This is a genomic window from Parapedobacter deserti (genome assembly GCF_042646065.1).
Taxonomy (GTDB): Bacteria; Bacteroidota; Bacteroidia; order Sphingobacteriales; family Sphingobacteriaceae; genus Parapedobacter; species Parapedobacter deserti.
Genome location: NZ_JBHRTA010000030.1, coordinates 203,113 through 224,609 on the forward strand (window position 1 = coordinate 203,113; position 21,497 = coordinate 224,609).

At 49.5% G+C, this 21,497-nt stretch carries 20 protein-coding genes and 1 other RNA gene; 6 read left to right on the forward strand and 15 right to left on the reverse strand.

Translation table 11 applies throughout. The features are described 5' to 3' along the window. A complete protein-coding gene (locus ACFOET_RS09635; RefSeq protein WP_379021994.1) occupies window positions 1–753 on the reverse strand; it encodes a DUF3307 domain-containing protein in 753 nt (250 codons plus the stop codon). Further along, window positions 750–1,364 (reverse strand): hypothetical protein, encoded by a 615-nt coding sequence (locus ACFOET_RS09640; protein ID WP_379021996.1) that lies wholly within the window; start codon window positions 1,362–1,364, stop codon window positions 750–752. Before ACFOET_RS09640 ends, ACFOET_RS09635 begins: the two co-directional genes overlap by 4 nt. Window positions 1,365–1,574: 210 nt before the next feature. On the opposite strand from ACFOET_RS09640, the gene alaS reads away from it, so the two are divergent. The 3 genes from alaS (at window position 1,575) to ACFOET_RS09655 (ending at window position 6,106) form a co-directional block, all read left to right on the forward strand. Further along, window positions 1,575–4,202 (forward strand): alanine--tRNA ligase, encoded by a 2,628-nt coding sequence (gene alaS / locus ACFOET_RS09645; RefSeq protein WP_379021998.1) that lies wholly within the window; start codon window positions 1,575–1,577, stop codon window positions 4,200–4,202. 19 nt (window positions 4,203–4,221) lie between these two features. Then, window positions 4,222–5,319, forward strand: coding sequence for a redoxin domain-containing protein (locus tag ACFOET_RS09650; protein WP_379022000.1), 1,098 nt, complete (start codon window positions 4,222–4,224; stop codon window positions 5,317–5,319). A 100-nt stretch (window positions 5,320–5,419) separates the two neighbouring features. After that, window positions 5,420–6,106, forward strand: a complete 687-nt coding sequence (locus ACFOET_RS09655; RefSeq protein ID WP_379022002.1) for a response regulator transcription factor — start codon at window positions 5,420–5,422, stop codon at window positions 6,104–6,106. Here the strand turns inward: ACFOET_RS09655 and hutG are convergent. The 5 genes from hutG to ACFOET_RS09680 all read right to left on the reverse strand — a co-directional run bounded on the left by hutG (window position 6,103) and on the right by ACFOET_RS09680 (window position 12,169). Further along, the gene (hutG, locus tag ACFOET_RS09660) at window positions 6,103–7,122 is read right to left on the reverse strand and encodes a formimidoylglutamase (RefSeq protein WP_379022004.1); all 1,020 of its coding nucleotides are present in this window, start codon (window positions 7,120–7,122) and stop codon (window positions 6,103–6,105) included. The genes ACFOET_RS09655 and hutG overlap by 4 nt on opposite strands. Further along, complete coding sequence (hutI, locus tag ACFOET_RS09665) at window positions 7,095–8,321, reverse strand: imidazolonepropionase (RefSeq protein WP_379022006.1); 1,227 nt, start codon at window positions 8,319–8,321, stop codon at window positions 7,095–7,097. Before hutI ends, hutG begins: the two co-directional genes overlap by 28 nt. A gap of 52 nt (window positions 8,322–8,373) precedes the next feature. Then, window positions 8,374–10,044 carry a urocanate hydratase gene (gene hutU, locus ACFOET_RS09670; RefSeq protein ID WP_379022008.1) on the reverse strand — a complete coding sequence of 557 codons (1,671 nt, stop codon included), beginning with the start codon at window positions 10,042–10,044 and terminating at the stop codon, window positions 8,374–8,376. Further along, window positions 10,022–11,587, reverse strand: coding sequence for a histidine ammonia-lyase (gene hutH, locus ACFOET_RS09675; RefSeq protein ID WP_379022010.1), 1,566 nt, complete (start codon window positions 11,585–11,587; stop codon window positions 10,022–10,024). Before hutH ends, hutU begins: the two co-directional genes overlap by 23 nt. 72 nt (window positions 11,588–11,659) lie before the next feature. Continuing rightward, window positions 11,660–12,169 (reverse strand): MarR family winged helix-turn-helix transcriptional regulator, encoded by a 510-nt coding sequence (locus ACFOET_RS09680; protein WP_379022012.1) that lies wholly within the window; start codon window positions 12,167–12,169, stop codon window positions 11,660–11,662. A gap of 127 nt (window positions 12,170–12,296) precedes the next feature. On the opposite strand from ACFOET_RS09680, the gene ACFOET_RS09685 reads away from it, so the two are divergent. The 3 genes from ACFOET_RS09685 (at window position 12,297) to fbp (ending at window position 14,664) form a co-directional block, all read left to right on the forward strand. Further along, window positions 12,297–13,010: a tRNA1(Val) (adenine(37)-N6)-methyltransferase gene (locus tag ACFOET_RS09685; RefSeq protein WP_379022014.1), complete on the forward strand. Its 714-nt coding sequence runs from the start codon at window positions 12,297–12,299 to the stop codon at window positions 13,008–13,010. Window positions 13,011–13,032: 22 nt separating this feature from the next. Then, window positions 13,033–13,527, forward strand: a complete 495-nt coding sequence (locus tag ACFOET_RS09690; protein WP_379022016.1) for a metallophosphoesterase family protein — start codon at window positions 13,033–13,035, stop codon at window positions 13,525–13,527. A 108-nt stretch (window positions 13,528–13,635) separates the two neighbouring features. Beyond that, entirely contained in the window at window positions 13,636–14,664 is a 1,029-nt protein-coding gene (fbp, locus tag ACFOET_RS09695) for a class 1 fructose-bisphosphatase (protein ID WP_379022018.1), read from the forward strand. Here the strand turns inward: fbp and ACFOET_RS09700 are convergent. The 8 genes from ACFOET_RS09700 to ACFOET_RS09735 all read right to left on the reverse strand — a co-directional run bounded on the left by ACFOET_RS09700 (window position 14,661) and on the right by ACFOET_RS09735 (window position 21,370). Continuing rightward, window positions 14,661–14,996: a MerR family transcriptional regulator gene (locus ACFOET_RS09700; protein WP_379022020.1), complete on the reverse strand. Its 336-nt coding sequence runs from the start codon at window positions 14,994–14,996 to the stop codon at window positions 14,661–14,663. The genes fbp and ACFOET_RS09700 overlap by 4 nt on opposite strands. A gap of 111 nt (window positions 14,997–15,107) precedes the next feature. After that, window positions 15,108–16,076: a M23 family metallopeptidase gene (locus tag ACFOET_RS09705; RefSeq protein ID WP_379022022.1), complete on the reverse strand. Its 969-nt coding sequence runs from the start codon at window positions 16,074–16,076 to the stop codon at window positions 15,108–15,110. A 107-nt stretch (window positions 16,077–16,183) separates the two neighbouring features. Continuing rightward, on the reverse strand, window positions 16,184–17,026 hold the full coding sequence (accD, locus tag ACFOET_RS09710) for an acetyl-CoA carboxylase, carboxyltransferase subunit beta (protein WP_379022024.1): 843 nt from the start codon (window positions 17,024–17,026) through the stop codon (window positions 16,184–16,186). 123 nt (window positions 17,027–17,149) lie between these two features. Beyond that, window positions 17,150–17,247: signal recognition particle sRNA small type (ffs, locus tag ACFOET_RS09715), an RNA gene on the reverse strand. A gap of 41 nt (window positions 17,248–17,288) precedes the next feature. Next, complete coding sequence (dprA, locus tag ACFOET_RS09720) at window positions 17,289–18,380, reverse strand: DNA-processing protein DprA (RefSeq protein ID WP_379022026.1); 1,092 nt, start codon at window positions 18,378–18,380, stop codon at window positions 17,289–17,291. A gap of 81 nt (window positions 18,381–18,461) precedes the next feature. Beyond that, window positions 18,462–19,106 carry a 16S rRNA (guanine(527)-N(7))-methyltransferase RsmG gene (gene rsmG / locus ACFOET_RS09725; protein WP_379022028.1) on the reverse strand — a complete coding sequence of 215 codons (645 nt, stop codon included), beginning with the start codon at window positions 19,104–19,106 and terminating at the stop codon, window positions 18,462–18,464. Further along, on the reverse strand, window positions 19,097–20,239 hold the full coding sequence (locus tag ACFOET_RS09730) for a glycosyltransferase (RefSeq protein WP_379022030.1): 1,143 nt from the start codon (window positions 20,237–20,239) through the stop codon (window positions 19,097–19,099). Before ACFOET_RS09730 ends, rsmG begins: the two co-directional genes overlap by 10 nt. Window positions 20,240–20,386: 147 nt before the next feature. Further along, entirely contained in the window at window positions 20,387–21,370 is a 984-nt protein-coding gene (locus tag ACFOET_RS09735; RefSeq protein WP_379022032.1) for a glycoside hydrolase family 5 protein, read from the reverse strand. Between the last annotated feature and the right edge of the window lie 127 nt (window positions 21,371–21,497).

Consider the following 21,497-nt stretch of genomic DNA (forward strand, 5'->3'; position numbering starts at 1 on the left):
CTACTTTAGGAGGCTTGTAAAATGTAAATAACCCAACCCGATCAGGATCGCGGAACCGAAACTAAGCAGTGTGCCGATGAGCACATATTCGGTCAGCTTTCGGTCTTTCCCTTGCCGCAGGTCGCCAAAGCGGAAGATGGATTTTGCTGCCAACAGAAATCCGACGGCTTCCCAATGATCGATGATGACGAATATGAACACGAATAGCCGCTCCAGTATACCGATAAATCGTCCTGCCCGGATAAGTGATTCTTCGTCTTTTCTGAAAAGTGAATCCCTTTTTGCTTGGTCCGTTTCTTCCGTTTGCGGGCGCCATTGGGCGATTAGCATTTTAATCAGCACCGCGGGAACGAAGATGGCCAGTGCCAAGGCGGTGATAAGAAGCCAATGGGATGCAGAAATGCTGACTGCAAATGCCGCATCAAAAGGGGCGTAGTGGTGGGTTACACCGATGAGGACTGTGATGTGCAGGGCTTGGTCGAGTAAGAAATAACGTACGGCATGCTTGCTGTTTTCCACATATAGTTTTGCCAGATCAATCAGGTAGTGCGTAGATAAAATCAAAAGGAATCCTGCCCAATAGGCGATATCAAAACTAAGCAATACGGCTAGCACGGCAGCGTGGACCGCGATGTGGATATAAAGCCTACTGGACTTGTATCGGTGCAACCGTTTGTCTGCTACCCAGTTATCTGGCTGGAAACAAAAGTCGCCGAGGATGTGTGCGAGCAATAATTTCAAAAACAGTGTCATGGCGATAGTTTTTGTTGCACCAGGTCGCTGAAGTATGCTTCCATTTTCATGATTTCTTCATATCCGGCACGTTGCTGCCGCTCGCTCACACGGCCCTGGCTGATCTGTATCATACTGGCCAATTCTGACTGGGTTTTTTCTGGATGTTCCAAGGAAAGCACAATCATTTCCGCAGAATTGGGTGTCCAGCGATCCATGGTAAGCGAGGCCAGTTCCAAGCATATATTGACAGCCCTGTCGACGTCCTGCCAAGGTGACTTGACAGCCAGTGTGTTCTTTTTTAGTTGATCGAACAGCCTTCCGGAATAGACAAAGGCCTCGCCGTTTGCTTCACTGATTTTGGTTGCTTCATAAGTTTTGGCACCGATGCCAATAGCCATCCGTGCATCCAGGCCAGGTATGGTTTTTATGGTGGCCTTGATATACAAAGCTTCCCTCAAAGCTTCATTGGCTGTGCCGATTTCCAATTGGAAGCTGTCTCCCCGGATGATCTCCCATACCTTTGGCGCTTTACCGAGGCGGTTAAGCGCGGTTTTTAATTTGGATAACCAAATTTCGGGATCAGCAATTTTCCGGGAATTTACCACATCGCCGGTTATAACAGCTATCATTTCGTCCAGTAGTTAGTAAAGCAAAGATAAGGTGCGGACTCGTTAAACGCAACATTTAATCTGCTTTTAGGCAGATATTGTTATTTATCTGTCTATAGGCAGATATTTAAAATTATCCGGTTAGCCAGTGTATTTGCTTGGATTGGTGATAATTGCATAAACAGCCAATTTTGCCTAAGTTTGCCGGAAATAACAACTATTTTTTCTTTCATGACAAGCAGGGAAATCCGCGAAGCTTTTTTGACTTTTTTCAGCGATAAAAGTCACCAGATCGTACCATCGGCACCGGTAGTAATCAAGAATGATCCCACATTGATGTTTACGAATGCTGGAATGAATCAGTTCAAGGATATCTTTCTGGGTGAGGGTCGTGCGCCATATCCGAGGGTCGCCGATACGCAGCGCTGCTTGCGCGTGTCAGGTAAACACAACGATCTGGAAGAGGTAGGGATAGATACCTATCATCATACCCTGTTCGAGATGCTGGGCAACTGGAGTTTTGGCGACTATTTCAAGCGCGAAGCCATTGCCTGGAGTTGGGAACTGCTCACAGAGGTTTATAAGCTGGATAAGGATAGGCTGTATGTTACCATATTTGAGGGCGATGCGGCGGATGGACTGCCCAGGGATGAGGAAGCTTACGGATTTTGGAAAGAAATGGTGCCGGAAGACCGGATTCTGCTTGGAAACAAAAAGGACAACTTCTGGGAAATGGGCGATACCGGCCCCTGCGGTCCTTGTTCCGAAATCCATGTAGATTGCCGCGCTGACAATGAGCGCCAGGAGATTGACGGGCGCACACTGGTCAATGCGGATCATCCGCAGGTCATCGAAATCTGGAATCTCGTGTTCATGCAGTTCAACCGCCAAAAAGATGGTTCGTTGAAACCGCTGCCTGCCAAGCATGTCGACACCGGTATGGGGTTTGAACGGCTGGTACGTGTTATCCAGGGTAAAAAATCCAATTACGACACAGACGTGTTCCAACCGCTCATAGGATATATAGCACAACGCGCTAATATAGCCTACGGCGCCAACGAACAAACGGATATCGCTATGCGGGTATTAGCCGACCATATCCGCGCGATCAGTTTCGCAATTGCTGACGGCCAGCTGCCATCCAACAATAAAGCCGGCTACGTTATCCGCCGCATTCTACGCCGTGCGGTGCGGTATGCCTATACTTTCCTGGGATTCAAAGAGCCTTTCTTGCATGAATTGGTGCCACTTTTGGCCAATCAATTCGCCGGTGTATTTGATGAGTTGAATACACAGCAGGATTTTGTTCAGAAAGTGATTTTAGAGGAAGAACAATCATTTTTGAGAACATTGGTAACCGGCGTGCAACGGTTTGCGCACTACATTTCGGAGGGCGGAACGGGTGATCGAATAATAGCGGGAGGGTTCGCCTTTGAGTTATATGATACGTACGGCTTTCCCATTGATTTGACCGAACTGCTGGCGCGGGAAAAAGGGTGGAACGTGGATATGCCCGGATTCCAGCAAGCGCTGGAGCAACAGAAGAACCGGTCGCGGGCTGCTACAGCCATCGATACCGGCGACTGGGTGGTACTGCGGGCAGGAGAATCTGTAGAATTTGTAGGCTATGATCAACTGGAATGCAATACCGAAGTGCTGAAATACCGCAAAATTGCTGCAAAAGGAAAAGAGCAGTACCAATTGGTACTCTCGGTTACGCCTTTTTATCCAGCTGGCGGCGGCCAAGTGGGGGACACCGGAGTACTGGTCTCAACGGCCAATGAACAGCTAAAGGTTACGGACACGAAAAGAGAAAACGGGTTGATTGTGCACTACACAGACCGGCTGCCAGCCAAACCAGACGATGCCTTCATCGCTAAGGTGGATGCTGTGAAGCGCCGTGAAACCGAAGGCAACCATTCCGCAACCCACCTCCTTCACGCCGCGTTGAAACAGGTGTTGGGCGATCATGTAAACCAAAAGGGATCGCTCGTCAATGCGGATTATCTCCGGTTTGATTTTTCGCACTTTTCCAAAGTGAGCGAGGAGGAATTGCAGGAGGTCGAACGTATCGTAAATGCGAAAATCCGTGAAAATATACCGCTTCAGGAAAAACGCGATGTGCCATTCCAAGAGGCTGTAGCATCCGGAGTAACGGCGCTGTTCGGAGAGAAGTACGGTGAGACGGTTCGAGTCATCACATTCGACGACCGTTTTTCGAGGGAATTGTGCGGCGGCACCCATGTACGCGCAACCGGTGCCATCGGGTTTTTCAAGATTGTTTCAGAAAGTGCGGTTGCCGCGGGCGTTCGTCGCTTGGAAGCCATTACGGGCTCCAAAGCAGAAGCGTTTATTTATGAGCAAGCCAGTATGGTCAATGAACTGAAAGTGCTGCTCAACAACCCGAAGGACTTCGTAAAAGCATTAGGCAAAGTAATAGAAGAAAATAGCCAGTTGAGGAAAGAGCTGGAACGGGCCATCGCGGCGCGCGCATTGGCGTTGAAAGATGAGCTGGCCGAAAAAGTGGAATCCGTTAATGGTATCAACTTTTTGGCACAGCAGATCGATGTGGCCAATACGGAAGCGGTTAAGACATTGGCTTTTGCCTTGAAGGAGCGTGTGCCTGACCTGTTTATGGTGCTGGCAAGTGTCAGTAATGATAAACCAAGCCTTACCGTGGTAGTTTCAGAGAACCTCGTGCAAGAGCGTGGACTCAATGCAGGAAAGATTGTCCGGGAGCTCGCTCCAATGATACAAGGCGGTGGTGGCGGTCAGCCGTTTTACGCTACGGCGGGGGGAAAGGATGTCAGTGGTATTCAACAAGCATTGGCTAAGGCCCGGGAATTTGTGGCCCTTTAGCTTACCATAGAACAAGTGTATGAAAAAGCTTTCGATAATTTTTGGATGGATGCTGATTTTCTTCGCGGCCTGCACAAGCAACGAAGAATTTACGCTCGATGGGCAGGTGCATAATAAGGGTAATATCCGTACGGTTGTGCTTTATGAAGGCGACCGGAGGCTGGACTCGGCTTTTCTAAATGAACGCGGTGAGTTCAGGATTCAGCGTGTGGCATCCCATCCGCGGTTGTTTACATTGGGAGTGGGCGACACGAGGTACCATTTGATTCTGCAAAACGGTGATCGCGTATCGTTTGCTGCTGACCTCAGCAAGGGGAGTGAAGCCTATGAGATCACTGGGTCACCGCTCTCAGCGAAAATTAAAGCTTTCGCCGCAACGATTGCCGAGAAGGAGCGATTCCAATCAGAGTTGGAAGCATCATTTGCGGAGGAGTCAACCGGATTGGACAACGCCGGGTTGCTGAACCTACGGCAGCAGTTTCAACGAAAATACCGTGAAGGTATGAAACAATATACAGCGGCAGCGGTGCAGTTTGCCAACGAGCATGACGACTTGGCGGGCTTCTATGCGATGAATACGTTGGATCCTGAGCTGGCGGAGGCGGAGATGATCGCCTATGCTGACCGCATTGCCGGGCGCTGGGATGACAATGCACGGGTAAGACAATTTCTGGAAGAAATGGCCCGGTTGAAACGCTTGGCTATTGGCCAACCTGCCCCTGATTTTGAGTCACTCACTCCTCATAATCAGCGGGTCAAGCTGTCTGATTTCCGTGGGAAATATACGCTGGTTGATTTCTGGGCTTCATGGTGCGTACCTTGCCGTGAAGAAAACCCAAATATTGTAAAACAGTACCATGCTTATAAAGATAAGGGCTTCACGGTGCTCGGCGTCTCTTTGGATGGCAATCCGGGTTCATGGATGCGGGCCATTAAAGAGGACGACTTGGAATGGACCCAGGTGTCAGACCTGCAGCAGTGGGGGAGCGAGGTAGTAGGACTGTATCGTATCAAAGCAATTCCGACTTCTTACCTTCTGGACCCTCAGGGAATCATCATTGCGAAAAATTTACGGGGGCCAGAGCTCGGGGCCTTCTTGAAGAAAACGTTTGATTAATGCTTCTTTTGTGTTAATGGCCTAGGTGGTTTAATGATTAATTAATATTAACTTAATCATAATTTGCCTTTAAGTACATAATTTAGCAAAAAATAATGCCATGAGCACTGCAAAACAAAAGATACTGGTGGTGGATGACGAACCGGACATCGTAGAACTAATTGCCTATAACCTTAAACGCGAAGGTTATCAGGTGTACACCGCATCCAATGGGCAGGAAGCGGTATCCACAGCCAAAAAAATCATGCCTGACCTGATCATTCTAGATGTGATGATGCCGAAAATGGACGGCATAGAAGCCTGTCGGATTATGCGGGCGATGCCTGAATTCAAAAGTACGTTTATGGTATTCCTTACAGCCAGGAGTGAAGAGTATTCGGAAATTGCCGGTTTCAATGTGGGTGCGGACGATTATATTGCCAAGCCGATAAAACCGCGGGCCTTGCTGAGCCGTATAAATGCTATCCTTCGCCGAAATGTGCAGAATGACGAACTTCCAAGTGAAAAGCTTGAGATTTCCGACCTGGTTATTGACCGTGAGGCTTTTTTGGTGTTTAAAAATGGTGAAAAAATTGTCCTTGCCAAGAAGGAGTTTGAACTACTCTACCTGCTGGCCTCCAAACCGGGGAAAGTATACACGCGCGAAGTCATCCTGAAAAACATCTGGGAGGATTCGGTGGTGGTGACCAACCGTACGATAGACGTACACATCCGGAAATTGCGTGAGAAGATCGGAGAAAGCTACGTTTCTACGGTGAAAGGGGTGGGATATAAGTTCGAAGCTTAGTGCCTGTCCGCTAAACGCGCTATTACATGGAAAATCAAGCTTGCCGCTAGCCGGGCTGTCCGATTATCGATATCAAAATCAGGATTTAGTTCAGCAATATCCATAGAAACAACCTTTCCGCTATTGAACAGACTATCCAAACACTCGAAGAATACCCTGTCTGGTAAGATGCCACTGTAGGCGGGAGCGCTTACGCCGGGGGCATAAGCCGCGGCAAATACATCTAAGTCAATGGTCAGGTATATCGAGTCTACGGCTTCTATAAATGCTGCGATAAGCCCTTGCGGTATGTGTTGATCATCCTTAGTGAAGTGTTCAGCTAGCACATATTGCGTGCCGGTCTGGTGTGCGGTATTAAATAGGCTAGGGGTATTGCTTGTCTTTTGGATGCCCAAAGCCAGGTAATGGAATGGGTGATTCTCTTCTTTGCAGTCTTTTGCGATTTGCCAGAATCCGGTTCCGGAATTTGGTTCGGAACCTTTGGGTTCTCGGTTGTCGAAATGCGCATCAAAATTGACTGTGCCTACGCGGCGTGCACCGCTCTCATGACGAATCGATTCTGCTATTCCCCGGTAATGACCATAAGTGACTTCATGCCCGCCTCCCAGTACTAAAGGGAAGGCGCCGTGTTCACAAATGCGTTTTACCGCGGCAGCAAGTTGCACCTGAGCGGTTTTGAGATCGTTTTCTCGGCACACGATGTCGCCCGCATCATAGATGGATAAATCCGGGTAAAATACAGGCAGGTTGCACAATGCGTCCCGAAGTGCAGCGGGCCCCTGAGCGGCACCTGTCCGGCCTCCGTTACGCTTTACGCCTTCATCGCACGGAAACCCCAGCAATATCACGCAGCCTTCAAGTGACTGCTTAAACGGGGCGACCAGATTCAGCGGCTGCACGTGTTGGTGCCAACGCAATTCCGTTTCGGCCGTGCCGTCTATGCGGCCCTTCCAGCACTGCATATCAGGTGCATGGTAAAATTTTATATTTATTGGCAGCGGATCCCTTTTTTCCATGTGTACATCGGTTTTAATGAACCCTGGTTATATAAGATGTCCCGGTAGTCTGCTGTAGGATAGGCCTGCACATCGGCGAGGGAACCTACGTCAAGCGTTCCTCGGTCACTAAGCTTAAGCGCCATCGCCGCGCGGAAGGTGAGTCCGGCAAGCGTTTCGGCCAAGGTAAGCTTCTCGTACGCCCCAAGTACAGCGGCCTGCGTGAGCAAGTCTCCCATCGGCGCTGAACCGGGATTCCAATCGCTGGCTATGGCTACGCAAGCGCCTGCATTAAGCAATCTCCTGGCGGGCGCAAACCCCATGCCAAGTCCCATAGATGCACCCGGCAGCACCACGGCCACCGTGTTTGAGCGTGAAAGTAAATTAATCTGCTGATCGGTACTTGCTTCCAGGTGGTCAGCTGACACAGCTCCGCATTGCACAGCTACTTCAGCACCACCGGTGCTGAACTGGTCCGCGTGGACCGTAAGTACAAAACCTAAGGATTTGGCTTTCTGAAGGTAATATCTTCCGTTTGACGGCTTGAAAGCGGACGCCTCGATAAATATATCGACGCGCTGTGCAAGCCCCTCATTCCGGACGACCGGGAGTAAATCCATGAGGATATGGTCAATGTACGCAGACTCATCCCCACTGAAATCACGCGGTTTCATGTGTGCTGCTAAACACGTCGGGATGAGGTCCGCTGGTGTATGCTCCCGCGCTTTGGCGATCGCCCGTAGCATAGCCAATTCACTATCCGCGCTAAGCCCATATCCGCTTTTTACCTCTATGGAGGTCACTCCAGCTTGCAGCAATCGGTTTGCGCGCCCGGCGGTAGACAGTGCCAGCTCATGGGGATCAGCAGCCCGCGTCTGGAGTACCGAGTCCCATATTCCGCCACCAGCGGCGGCTATATCGAGGTAACTTCTCCCTGCCACGCGCATCGCATAATCTCTTGCTCGGTTCCCCGCAAAACAGATGTGGGTGTGGCAATCGATAAAACCCGGTACCAGCGTGTGGTTGCCGTGTATTTCTTCGATTGCGGCGTGGGGATACCCCCGTCCTAGTTCGTCGAAGCGGCCCACCGCACGCACATAACCGTTGTCGACCACTATCCCCCCATTGGTGATGATTTCCAATTGATCATCGGCGATGGGGCCTTTCAATGGAAGCCGGCGCAGCGTAACAACTTGGGAAAAAGGACCTATTCGTTTCATCTTTACTGTTCTGCTTCAGTTCCCAGATTAACCGCCAGCTCGCTATGGCCGGTCATATCAACAAATCAAAACGTTTTCCCCATCCGGTTGCTTCGTCGTATCCCGCATCGTGATGCCGGAAAATGCCCATCGCCGGGTCATTATGCAGGACACGGCGGAGACATTCGTCTGCGCGGTCCGAGCCGTCAGCCAGCACAACCATGCCCGCATGCTGAGCATACCCCATGCCGACACCACCTCCATGATGAAACGATACCCACGTTGCTCCGCCAGCGGTATTGCCCATGAGATTGAGCAGGGCCCAGTCTGATACTGCATCTGACCCGTCTTTCATCGCTTCTGTTTCCCGGTTGGGTGAGGCCACGGAGCCACAGTCGAGGTGGTCTCGCCCAATGACAATAGGCGCCTTTATTTTGCCGGATCGCACCAGGTTGTTGAAAATCAATCCAGCTTTTTCTCGTTCGCCCATTCCCAACCAGCAGATACGCGCAGGCAAGCCCTGGAATGCAATTTTTTTTCGTGCCTGCGTCAGCCAGTTGTGCAGGTTTTTGTCTTCGGGAAAGGCTTCCATCAGTGCCTCATCGGTGGCATAGATGTCTTGCGGGTCGCCTGATAACGCCACCCAGCGGAAAGGCCCTTTGCCTTCACAGAACAATGGCCGTATAAATGCCGGGGTGAACCCCGGAAAGTCAAACGCTTGGGCCTCACCACCTTCTTTAGCAAATTCACGGAGGTTGTTGCCATAATCAAACGTGACGGCACCCCGGCGTTGCATTTTTAACATGAACCCGACATGCCGTGCCATGCTCTTCAATGCTTCTTTTTTATAGGCTACCGTATCATTCTTTCGGAGCGCGGCAGCCTCGTCAAGTGACATGCCGTGGGGGACATAACCGTTTATGGGGTCATGTGCCGAAGTCTGGTCTGTAAGGATGTCTGGAATGATGCCATCGTGAAGCAGCCGCTCCAACAGGTCGCCGGCGTCACTAACTAAACCGACCGACAGCGGTCGGCGCTGAGTTAGCGCTTCCCGTATCCAGCTGATCGCCTCATCGTACGATTCGGTCATCCTGTCCAGGTAATTGGTGTCAAGCCGCTTCCGTATTCTCGATTTGTCCACCTCGGCTCCGAGGAAAACCGCTCCCGCCATGGTAGCTGCAAGCGGTTGAGCGCCGCCCATTCCGCCTAGGCCGGCCGTAACCAATAGCCTGCCCTGCAAAGAGCCGTTAAAATGCTGCCGACCACATTCGACAAAAGTTTCATAAGTACCCTGCAGGATGCCCTGCGAACCGATGTATATCCAACTGCCTGCGGTCATTTGGCCATACATCATTAAACCTTTACTGCGCAGTTCGTTGAAGTGCTCCCACGTAGCCCATTTGGGTACGAGGTTGCTATTAGCGATCAATACCCTTGGCGCCTGGGGGTGCGTGCGGAGGATTCCTACCGGCTTGCCAGATTGTACCAGTAGTGAATGGTTTTCGTCGAGTTTGAGTAGTAATTCTATGATTTTCTGTAGCGCTTGGGGGCTTCGTGCCGCTTGGCCGATGCCGCCATAAACTACAAGGTCCGCTGGGTTTTCCGCGACTTCGGCGTCGAGGTTGTTCAGCAACATGCGGAGAGGTGCTTCTGTCTGCCAGCTTCTGGCATGCAATGTATTGCCCCTCGGCGAGGTAAAATGGGGATGGTTGGCGTACTGTTCAAGAAATGCTGAAAGCGTCATATGCGGTTTTGTTGAGGTGATAGTCGTATAGCTCAGCGGCCTGGTTTGCCTTTTTTACCAGTCGCCCGCTGCAAATCAGCCGCTGTAATTTTTGGATGTCATAAGCAAAAATACGGTCCTTGTCGGTAAAGGGCACTTCCGTCCTTACCAGTGCATGACAGGCTTCCAGCACCTCTGATGATTTAAGCGGCCTGCGCAAATCTAATGCCTGTGCTGCGTAAAGAAGCTCGATAGCCAGGATGTATTCCAGGTTGTCGATGACCTTATTCAGCTTCCTGCCGCTTATGGAACCCATGGATACGTGATCTTCTTGGCCTAACGATGTAGGAATACTGTCGGCGCTTGCAGGAAAGCACAAGGTCTTGTTTTCAGATACCAACGCTGCCGCAGTATATTGTGGTATCATGAAGCCCGAATTCAACCCGGCGTCTTGGATAAGTAATTTTGGGAGGCCGTATCGCCCTTCGATAATTAGGTAGCTACGCCGGTCAGAAATATTACCGAGTTCGGCGGCTGCAACAGTGGTATAGTCAAGTGCGATAGCGAGCGGTTGTCCATGAAAATTGCCTCCGCTGATGGTATCATGTGGCCCGAGCAAAATAGGGTTGTCGGTTACGGCGTTGATTTCGATTTCTGTGAGTTCCTTGAGGTGGAGCCACGCCGTACGCGAGGCACCGTGCACCTGGGGCATGCAGCGAAGGGAGTAAGGGTCTTGTACACGGCCGCAGTCGGGATGTGAATTAGCGACTTCAGAACGATGCAACAGTTCCCACAGCCGGTGCGCCACCAACTGGTTGCCTGGGAAAGGGCGGATATTGTGCAGGCGGGCATCGAATGGTTTGTAGGAACCCATTACGCCTTCAAGAGACATTGCGCCTATAATATCAGCGGCTTCCAGCGCGTTGTGCATACGATACAGTGCATGCACCGCATGTGCGGCAATGAATTGCGTGCCATTAATCAGTGCCAAACCTTCTTTTGGGCCAAGCTGCAGGGGAGTTATCCCTTGCATCCCCAAAGCTTCCTCGGTCGATACTATCTCACCTTTATAATACACCTCGCCGAGGCCGATGAGCGGCAGGAAGAGATGTGAAAGCGGGGCGAGGTCCCCAGAGGCCCCTACTGAACCCTGCTCGGGAACAACGGGGATAATATCCTGATGGGCCATCCAGATAATGCGCTCAAGGGTGCGAAGCTGTATGCCGGAGTACCCTTGCGCAAGCGCCTGTATTTTGATAATCATCATCGTTTTGGCGATGGGGGCAGGGATAGGGTTGCCTACGCCTACTGAATGGCTTTTGAGTAAATTGTGCTGAAGGTTTGCGGTATCTTCCGCGGAGATGATGGTGTCACAAAGCGGTCCAAACCCGGTATTGATGCCATAGACAATGTCGCTATGCGCCACAATATCTTTTACAAGCGCCGCAGATTGGTCTATTTTATGCCTTACCTTTGGCGTGAGGGTTCCGTGGAGTCTGCCCTGGGTAAGCGCCATAGCCGTTCCTATTGTCAGCTTATCGATACCGTATCGGAAATTTTTCATTCGATTGATTTTTGTTAAAGATAATGAAGTGTGTATACATTATTTTCACTTCTAATACGTTCTTCGAAGCATTCAAAGAGACCGCGTATGGCTTGCGCATACGTGGAGTGATTTTGTGATGCGATCAGAAAGTGCAGTTTCTGTAAATGCTTGCTCCAGGGCTGCAATTCCCTGAAACAAGGTCTCTGTTTGGACGTTTTCGTGCGCTAGCTGCGAAAATGCGGCGGAAATCGCCGTCCAAACCGGTGTTATCCGTTGTAGCAACTCCTGACCTTTGGGTGAAAGCCTCACCAGTTGCCGGCGTGCGTCTTCGCCGCTGACCTCCGTATCAACCAGCTGCTTCCTTTTTAGATTGCCGACCAGTTGGCTTATCGCGGAGTGCGAAACTTGGAGTCTGCCGGCGATTTCCTTGATGGAGACGGGTTGCTTTTCGGAAAGGATATAAAATACCGGAAACCAGCTTGCGTCAAAGACGATACCTTGTTCATGGTATACCTTATTGATCTCTGCGATGAAGTATTCGCTTGTCCGTCGCAAGCGGCTTCCGAGCATCAATGGGCCGAGTGAATGATAAAAGTCCATTTCGGAATACGTAAGTGCTTATACAATATTCGGAACTATTTGTATGAAATGCAAATAATTGCTAGATTCTTTCGTTATTTGTCGTGCACGCTTTGTAGGGTGGGTTTATTAAGAAATAAGAAGGCCTATGTCGGTGTTTCGTTTTAAGCAATTTGCAGTGGACCAATCGGACTGCACGATGAAGGTCAATACCGATGGTGTTCTGTTGGGTGCTATAGCTGCCACAGCGCACCCGAGGCGTATTCTTGATATCGGAACGGGCACCGGCGTCATCGCGTTGATGCTGGCACAGCGTTTTCCGTTGGCTTCGGTAGACGCGATTGAGATTGACGTATTGGCTGCGCAAGTGGCTGGTAAAAATTTTCAAGGGTCTCCTTTTGCAGATCGGGTTGCCAGCTATGCCGTGGCAATGGCTGATTTTGAAACAGGTAAAACATATGACTTGATTGTTTCTAACCCTCCTTATTTTTTGCATTCACTTAAAAACCATGACAAGCGTAAGCAGGTGGCCAGGCATACTGATATGTCTTTCTTTTCGCAATTATTGGCCCGGGCGGCCCAGTGGCTTGCGCCTGATGGCAGTTTACAGTTGGTACTCCCCATACCCCTTGCGGAGCAGATAGCCACGAAGGCCATCAGCGAATATAAAATGGGGGTGCAGTGGGCCATAGATATCCGTTCGTTTGACGCTCATCCCCCGGTCCGGCGCATTCTGGCAATCGGTAAGTCGGCAAACAGCTGTAAGACCTATTCTGGCGACAACTTTGTGATTTACCAAAGAAAGGGAGTTTACAGTCCAGCGTACCGGGAGCTACTTCAGGATTTTTTCCTGTCATTTTAGGAATCCCTATATTCGCGTTTGTATGATTAGAATCGGCCTACTTGCGGATACCCATGGACACCTTGACGAGGCGGTATTCCGCCATTTCGATCAGTGCGACGAAATCTGGCATGCCGGCGACTTCGGTGATATTGCCGTAGCGGATACGCTGGCCGCCTTTAAGCCTTTGCGGGGTGTTTATGGTAATATTGACGGGCAGGATGTTCGCAAAATATATCCCGAACACCTGCGTTTTACCTGTGAAGCGGTGGATGTGTGGATGACCCATATCGGTGGCTACCCCGGCCGCTACAGTCCATCCATAAGGAAAGAAATCAATCAGCATCCGCCAAAGCTTTTCATATGTGGCCATTCGCATATCCTTAAGGTGATGTACGATCAAAAGTTACAATGCCTGCACCTGAATCCGGGAGCTGCGGGAAAGCAAGGCTGGCATAAGGTACGCACACTTTTACGATTTAGCATCGACTATAACCGCATTGAAGGGCTGGAGGTCGTAGAACTGTCAGGACGGTAAAGGATGGTTTTACACTAAGTGTTTTTAAAATCTTTGTTATATTGCCATTTTGTGCGTAATATTGCATGTTTTTTAATTATAAAAGTACACTAACTAACGCGCCGTTTTATGACAAAAGTAACCACCCTGGGTCAATTCATTATCGAAAAGCAGGCAGACTTCCCCTATGCAAAAGGCGAGTTATCGAGGCTATTGCGCGACATCGGCATTGCAGCAAAAATTGTCAACCGGGAGGTTAACAAAGCGGGTCTCGTTGATATCCTCGGTGACAATGGCACCACCAACATCCAGGGGGAAGGGCAGAAGAAACTCGATGTATATGCCGACGAACAGTTTATTTCTGCATTGCGAAGCGGCGGGGAATGTTGCGTAGTGGCGTCGGAAGAGCATGACGACTGTATCTTTATCAATTCCAAGATCTCCCAGAACGCTAAATACATTGTTTGCATTGATCCATTGGATGGCTCATCAAATATCGATGTGAACGTCTCGGTCGGGACCATTTTTTCCATTTACCGGCGCACGACCACGGACGGCCCTGCTCAGATTGACGAAATTCTCCAGAAAGGCGAACGCCAAGTGGCGGCCGGCTATGTGATCTACGGTTCTTCCACGATGTTGGTGTATACGACCGGGAAGGGTGTAAACGGATTCACACTTGATCCATCCATCGGCGAATTTTGTCTTTCCCATCCGAATATGACCATTCCTTCGCGTGGCACAATTTATTCGATCAACGAAGGTAATTACACGAAGTTCCCGCAGGGTGTAAAAGATTACATCAAGTACTGCCAAGTGGAGGATGCAATGTCGGATCGGCCATTTACCTCCCGCTATATCGGATCAATGGTGGCCGACATTCATCGCAACCTGATCAAAGGCGGGATTTTTCTTTACCCTACCACTTCTTCCCACCCCAACGGTAAGCTCCGGCTGATGTACGAGTGTAATCCATTGGCTTTTGTTATTGAACAAGCAGGGGGGAAAGCGACGGACGGCCACCGCCGGATTATGGAAATTGAGCCGCATCACCTGCACCAACGTACGCCTATTTTTATTGGCAGTTCTGAGATGGTAGAAAAAGTCGAAGCGTTCGTCCGGTTGTCTGATACACAATTGATAGGAGCCGCCGACTAAAGGCTGTCGCGTACTTCCAATAAAAAAGTTTTCAGGCGTTCGAGCGAATCTATCACGCGTTGGTTTTCACGGGCTTCGTTCTTATTGTTGCGCAGATAGTCTCTCGCCCCTTGGAGGGTGTATCCTTTCTCTTTTACCAGGTTAAAAATGATCCGCAGGTTTGTAATGTCCTCTGGAGTGAATAACCGGTTGCCTTTTTTGTTCTTTTTAGGTTGGATGATGTCAAATTCACGCTCATAAAACCGTATTTGAGAGGCGTTGACACCAAACATGGACGTTACCTCACCCATTGTGTAGTACAGTTTGTTTATTTCGCGCTCCTTGTATGGCATATTACTGATAACGTGTAGCCGTTGTAGACAAATATACAATTACCTTGGGATTTTCAAGAAACCGTGTCAATAATTACAGGCCTGAGTATTCCGGCTGCTATCTCACTGACGCTAATCGAAAGATTGGTTTTCCTGCGATGCAGCCTCCAAAATAGCAGCATATTCCGATGGTGTAAGATCATTGTATATGAAATTAATCGGATTTACCGGTTTGTCGTTTTTGTGAACTTCGTAGTGCAGATGCGGACCTGTTGACGTGCCTGTATTGCCTACATAACCGATAAGGTCGCCGCGTTTTACCTCTTGCCCGACCTTTACGGTGAATCGGCTCATATGGCCATAAAGCGTCTTATAATTATAGCCATGGTTAATGACTACCCGGCGTCCATAGCCGCCATCAATGCCGGCGGCTTCAACCAGCCCATTACCGGTTGCATAGATCGGGGTGCCTGTCGGTGCGGTGAAATCGATGCCAGCATGCATTTTTCGGATTTTGTATACGGGATGTATCCTTATGCCAAAACCGGAAATTCCACCCTGTATTCTGCGGCTATCGATAGGTTGTATTGCAGGTATACTAGCCATCATTTCGGCTTTGGATTTAGCCATTTCAGTTAGCTCGTCATACGATTTGGACTGTACGTAAAGTGCCCTGGAGATATAATCCAATTTTTTTGTAGTCTCTATCATTAAGTCCGAGTTACTGAAATGTTCCAGGTTTTTATAGCGATTGACACCGCCGAAGCCAGCCTTGCGAACATCAGGGTCTATCGGGTCAGCCTCAAAGATGACGCGATAAATGTTGTCGTCACGGTGCTGCATGTTTTCCAACGCGCCATCGATTTGCTTCAGCCGTTCCTGCATGATGCTGTATTGCAAAGCCATTTGGTCAACCTCCCGTTGAAGTTGTTTTTCCATTGGTGAATCAATGAAGGTGAACCCGATGTAGAGGAGGAAAATAGCGCAAGCAAAAGAGCTGGTTAGAAATCCGAGTGCACGCAATGCCCAGGTTTTGGTGCTAGTTTTTACTTTCTCATACTTTAATGTATGCGAATTGTAATGATACTTCGTTTTCGCCATTCGCGTTTTTCCGGTTAGTAAGTGATGGTTAGACGGAGTTTAAATCAGCATAATTAGTTTGAACGAAGCAAATATGAAAAAAAATAAGAAAATTCAAAACACAAAACCTACTTTACCATCCGCAGAAATAACGCCACTCTTTGCTTAAGCTGGCGACGGTCAATGATGAAATCAAGGAATCCGTGCTCAAGCAAAAATTCGGACGTTTGGAAACCTTTCGGCAAATCCTTTTTTATGGTCTCTTTGATTACCCTTGGCCCTGCAAATCCGATGAGGGCGCCCGGTTCGGCAATATTAATGTCTCCCAGCATAGCGTAGGAAGCGGTCACGCCACCAGTGGTCGGATCGGTCAGCAAACAGATATAAGGCAATTTGGCTTCGTTCAGTAGCGCAAGTTTGGCAGAGGTTTTGGCCATCTGCATGAGTGAAAAGGCCGCCTCCATCATCCGGGCTCCCCCGGATTTGGAGATCAGCATGAAAGGGATTTTGTGCTTTATGCAATAATCGATTGACCGGGATATTTTTTCGCCGACTACCGATCCCATGGATCCACCGATAAACGTGAAATCCATGCATGCCAACACAAGATCCTGCCCTTCTATTTTACCATGCGCGCAGCGGATCGCATCGTTCAAACCTGTTTTAGCGTAGCTCTCGTCCAGTCGTTCGGTGTATTTTTTCGTGTCTTCAAAAACGAGTGGATCTCCGGAACGAAGGTTGCTAAACAGTTCGTTGAATTGGTTGTCATCAAATAGGATTGAAAAATAGGCCGCCGAGCCAATGCGCAAGTGATAGCCACAGTAATGGCATACGTATTTGTTTTCAATCTGCTCGATATTCAGCAGCGGCTTTTTACAGGAAGGGCACTTGTTCCACAGGCCGTCTGGGGCTTCCTTTTTATGTTCGGTAGCCGTGTTTATCCCGGCCTTTTCACGTCTGAACCAACTCATGCAAATCGTCGTTATGGGTTGCAAACTTAGATAAACTTGTGTGGATATGCAAGTGCAGTAGATAGAAGTGGTCGGATGGCAGGGATTGCTGGCTTTGACAGGGGCGGTGTGCCACCAATAAAAAATGGGCAAGCTACTTTTATCGCACCGCTCAACCCAATACCCTTGCTGCGTTCCCGCCCTGGGGGATTCTCGAGGAGCTGGTCGTAAAAGACTTACCCACGGCAAAGGTAGTGAATTTTGTGATACTAGGCAATAAAAATCACAATAGTCGGTAAATTTTGCCCGGAAGCGCAGCAATAATGCCCTTCATTTCCATTTCAATGAGCGTGATAGCCAGCTTGCTCTGCGGCCATTTGAGCTGCCGTGAAAGTTCGTCAATTGAGATCTTTCCCGCCGCTTTGATGATGTCGTGTGTTTGACGTTCGTTGGGACTAAGCGACACGTGAAGAGGCAGCTGTGCCGGTTGTGGCTCTTCCACGGCCTGCCAGTTCATCAAGTACTCGAGATCCTTCGAGCCGGTGATCAGGTGCGCGCGGTTGGTTTTGATGAGGTAGTTGCACCCTGCGGAGAATTCGCGGTTAATGCTTCCGGGAAAAGCGCACACGTCGCGGTTATACGTATTGGCAATCTCCGCGGTGATGAGTGCGCCGCCCCGAGCAGCAGCTTCCACCACCACCGTCACGTCGGCCAAGCCGGCAATGATACGATTGCGCATGGGGAAGTTTCGCCTGTCCGGGTTGGTTCCCGAAGGGAATTCGGTGATCAAGCCGCCGCGGTCAAGCATTCGCGCAGCCATTTCTCTGTTGGTGGTTGGATAGATCCGGTCCAGCCCATGCCCCAGCACACCGACTGTAGGTACCTGGTTCGCGAGTGCATCTCGATGTGCGTAGCTGTCGATACCATACGCCAGACCGCTGACGATGGTTACTTGATAAGGCGAAAGTTCGCGAATGAACTCTTGGCAGATGGCCTTGCCATAAGACGTGGCGTTCCGAGTGCCCACAATGCTGATGATCCGTGGTGCATTGAGATCTGCCGTGCCCTTATAATAGATCAAAACCGGTGCGTCCGGACAGTCAGCAAGCCGTTTAGGATATCGCTCGTCGCCGAGGGAAAGAACTTGGATGTCATGTTTCTGGACGAAACGGAGTTCGTTTTCGGCTTCACGGAGTACCTGAGGCGCAAGAATATTTTCCGCTAAGCGGTTGCCGATGCCCGGTGTAACCATGAGTTGTTTCTTGGAGGCCGAAAATACGGATTTTGCGTCCCCGAATTGCGTAATCAGGTGCCGAGCTGTCATAGGCCCGACGCCACCCACGTAGGTCAATGCGATTTGATGAAGTAGGCTCATAGGATGGAGCCAATATAAGAAAAATGATTTAATTACTTGGGGAAAAAATTTGCTGCTTGGTACGCAGAAAAAGTTTCGGGGTCATACCGGAATGTAAACGATGTGTTTCGTTTCAAAAAAGGCCTCACTGAAAAAGCTTGAAAGCGGATGTACCTCCGCCTGCAAGCGCGCTTCGTTGATCTCATCACGCAGGTCGCCCCCTTTTAGGTACAAGATGCCATTGGCAATGGCATTTCGGTCTTTTTTTAAAATCTTGTTAGCCACCCAGCGGTAAAAGTCGGCGAGGCGAGTGACGGCGCGGGATACTACAAAGTCATACTTTTCATCCAGCTCCTCCGCGCGGATATGATAAGCCGCTATGTTTTTCAAACCGATGGCCGAAGCGACTTCCCGCACTACCTTAATCTTTTTGCCGATGGAATCGACAAGATCAAACTGGGCCTCCGGAAACAGAATGGCTAAGGGAATCCCGGGGAAACCACCACCCGTGCCCACGTCTAACACACGTGTGCCTGGCGTAAAGTTGGTGAACTTCGCTATGCCCAGCGAATGCAGTACATGGTGTAAGTACAAGCTATAAATATCCTTCCGTGAAATCACGTTGATCTGCGCATTCCAATAGGGATATAACTCGCCCAGCCGCCGGAATTGTTCCCGCTGCGTATCAGAGAGTTTAGGAAAATAATTATATATAATTTCGACGGATGGATCAAGCGTCACTTCCATTTCACTTCTTTCTTGAATAAGGCAAAAAATCCATTGACACAGATGTAGCTGTAGTATAATACATCCAAAACCGGCAGCCCCCATATCAGACCTTTGACTTGTAATTTATTCATGATGGGATAATAGATGGCAATTTGTACGGATAGTCTCGTTATGTAAAAACCGAGAATGACATACCAATACATCGGGTAAATTACTACGGTTACGGCGGCAGTCACGTAAAAAAGAAATGCACTTACCAATTGCGTAGCCAGCATCCGGCGGTGAGTGGGCCTATACGCTTGGGATGCCCCTGCATGCCGAGTTTTTTGACGGAAGTAAGCCGAAAACGAGGTCTTCGGTTCACTCCACACAAAGGCATCAGGGTGTATGCAGACGGTCGTATTATGTCGCGTGGCATTCTGGTTTACCATAAGGTCGTCGTCACCCGAGGGGATATGCATATGCGCGGCAAATCCTTTGCCCCTGAAGAATAAACTTTTAGTGTATGCCAAGTTGCGGCCAACGCCCATATAGGCGTTTCCGGCAAGCGCATAAGAAAGGTAGCTCATGGCAGTGTGGAAGGTTTCAAAACGGATAAGCGCATTGAGGAACCCTGGCCTTTTATAATAGGGCGAATATCCCAGCACGATTTCTTCCCCACCGGTAAAGGCATCTGCCATGTGTCTGAGCCACTGGCCCGATGCCGGAACGCAGTCGGCATCGGTAAATACCAAGTGTTCATATCGGGCGGCTTTAATGCCAAGGGTGACAGCAAACTTTTTCCCGTGCTTAAGCCGTACGTGTTCCGCGATTTCGACCACTTTGAGGTTGTGGTGTTGTGCGCACAGATCCTTCAGCAGCCATTTGGTATCATCTTCTGAGTAGTCGTTTACCAATATCACTTCAAATTCTGGATAGTCCTGATTCAGGACAATGGGCAAATTCCGGCGCAGGTTCTCTTCCTCATTACGTGCGCAGATAATTACAGATAGTGGGAGAGTAAACGCATTGGTCGGTTTCGGTGGGATCTTAAAAAACGCCAATTTGCCATAGACAAAGAGCAAGTAGTAGAGTTGGATAACCAAAAGCGCTCCGCAAATTCCTGATAATAGGAAAAAAACAAATTCACCCATTTGGTTGAGTATTTCCATATATGTTGCCAAACTTAGAGAAAAATCAGGAATTACAGTTCAATGATGGAACTTTTTAGTTTCATAAAATAGGTGGCCGGCATACCGTGCGTACGTACGCTGGATGGCAGGGAAGGTGGAAGACGGCGTGAAGTAAGGCCGCGGCGCCTATTGACGGATCGCTGATTTTTTGAGTTCCGTTCGGATGTATTGACCTGCGGGGCTCAATTGGGAAACCGGCCAGTTTCCAAGCGGAGATGCGCCGGGCAATAGCAGTCCGGTTGTTTCTGCTTTGTCTGTTAGGTTCCAGTTGGCCCAACTTAGTTGTCGGTCTTCCATCCATTGCAACCATTTGGCGGTTTTTCCGGTATCAAACACGCCGTCACCATTAGCCTCTCCGACACCCCATTCCGTCACTAAGAGTGGCAGCCCCATCTTAATGGCTTTGTCAGCTTTGTTGCGGAGACGTTCTTGGTGGTGTGGGTCGCTGGCATAAAAATGAAAGGCATAGGCGATATTGGTAAAGCCGCTGATGGGTTCAGCGGCTGCAATATCTACATCCTGGGCCCAACGGGGAGTGCCGACTACGATAAGGTTGTGGGGATCATGACTGCGGATGGCACTGATCACGGCTTCCGCATACGTTTTAATGACCGACCACGGCTGTTGTTCGGGTTCGTTCCAAATTTCATAAATGACGTTTGGAACGGCGGCATATCGTTTGGCCATCAGGCTGAAAAACGCCTCGGCCTGCGCTTTGTTTCGCTCTGCATTGTGGTCATGCCAATCGATGATGACGTATATGCCCCGTTCAATTGCCCTGTCGGCAAGTCGGGTGATCCGCTCTGTCTGTATTTCGGGCTGTTCGAGGTATCCGCCCGTGGGCTCAATGGCCATGGACAGCCTGACTAAACTGACGCTGAAGTCGTCTACCAGCCAGTCAACGGTTTCGGGGGTATAGTATTTTTGACCGTTCCAGATGCTCCACGAAAAGCTGATGCCTCGCAATTGTGGTGGCTGATTATGTTGGTTGACTATACGGCCGCCTTTCACTTCGAGCGGGCCGTGCTTGGCTATAGGCGTATTAATTAGTTGAGCATTTTGACCCGAAGTTGATAGGCCCAAAAGCAATATCAATAGTAGCTGGTTCATTTGTCTTATTTGATATCATTCATGAATAGCACGTACGATTGGTTAGCGCTAATATAAACCAAATCTTTGATATCGAAGCAAAACGCTACTCGATTTCCCGGAAGGTTGTGAGAATTCGGTTGGGTCT

Bases quoted from the DNA above. Each gene is read 5' to 3' on its own strand.
- ACFOET_RS09705 (WP_379022022.1), bottom strand. From the start codon at position 16,076: ATGGCGAAAACGAAGTATCATTACAATTCGCATACATTAAAGTATGAG.
- ACFOET_RS09730 (WP_379022030.1), bottom strand. From the start codon at position 20,239: ATGGAAATACTCAACCAAATGGGTGAATTTGTTTTTTTCCTATTATCA.
- ACFOET_RS09735 (WP_379022032.1), bottom strand. From the start codon at position 21,370: ATGAACCAGCTACTATTGATATTGCTTTTGGGCCTATCAACTTCGGGT.
- alaS (WP_379021998.1), top strand. From the start codon at position 1,575: ATGACAAGCAGGGAAATCCGCGAAGCTTTTTTGACTTTTTTCAGCGAT.
- ACFOET_RS09700 (WP_379022020.1), bottom strand. From the start codon at position 14,996: ATGCCATACAAGGAGCGCGAAATAAACAAACTGTACTACACAATGGGT.
- hutH (WP_379022010.1), bottom strand. From the start codon at position 11,587: ATGAAAAATTTCCGATACGGTATCGATAAGCTGACAATAGGAACGGCT.
- ACFOET_RS09635 (WP_379021994.1), bottom strand. From the start codon at position 753: ATGACACTGTTTTTGAAATTATTGCTCGCACACATCCTCGGCGACTTT.
- hutU (WP_379022008.1), bottom strand. From the start codon at position 10,044: ATGACGCTTTCAGCATTTCTTGAACAGTACGCCAACCATCCCCATTTT.
- dprA (WP_379022026.1), bottom strand. From the start codon at position 18,380: ATGAGCCTACTTCATCAAATCGCATTGACCTACGTGGGTGGCGTCGGG.
- ACFOET_RS09655 (WP_379022002.1), top strand. From the start codon at position 5,420: ATGAGCACTGCAAAACAAAAGATACTGGTGGTGGATGACGAACCGGAC.
- accD (WP_379022024.1), bottom strand. From the start codon at position 17,026: ATGAGTTGGTTCAGACGTGAAAAGGCCGGGATAAACACGGCTACCGAA.
- rsmG (WP_379022028.1), bottom strand. From the start codon at position 19,106: ATGGAAGTGACGCTTGATCCATCCGTCGAAATTATATATAATTATTTT.
- hutI (WP_379022006.1), bottom strand. From the start codon at position 8,321: ATGAAACGAATAGGTCCTTTTTCCCAAGTTGTTACGCTGCGCCGGCTT.
- hutG (WP_379022004.1), bottom strand. From the start codon at position 7,122: ATGGAAAAAAGGGATCCGCTGCCAATAAATATAAAATTTTACCATGCA.
- ACFOET_RS09650 (WP_379022000.1), top strand. From the start codon at position 4,222: ATGAAAAAGCTTTCGATAATTTTTGGATGGATGCTGATTTTCTTCGCG.
- ACFOET_RS09685 (WP_379022014.1), top strand. From the start codon at position 12,297: ATGTCGGTGTTTCGTTTTAAGCAATTTGCAGTGGACCAATCGGACTGC.
- ACFOET_RS09640 (WP_379021996.1), bottom strand. From the start codon at position 1,364: ATGATAGCTGTTATAACCGGCGATGTGGTAAATTCCCGGAAAATTGCT.
- ACFOET_RS09690 (WP_379022016.1), top strand. From the start codon at position 13,033: ATGATTAGAATCGGCCTACTTGCGGATACCCATGGACACCTTGACGAG.
- fbp (WP_379022018.1), top strand. From the start codon at position 13,636: ATGACAAAAGTAACCACCCTGGGTCAATTCATTATCGAAAAGCAGGCA.
- ACFOET_RS09680 (WP_379022012.1), bottom strand. From the start codon at position 12,169: ATGGACTTTTATCATTCACTCGGCCCATTGATGCTCGGAAGCCGCTTG.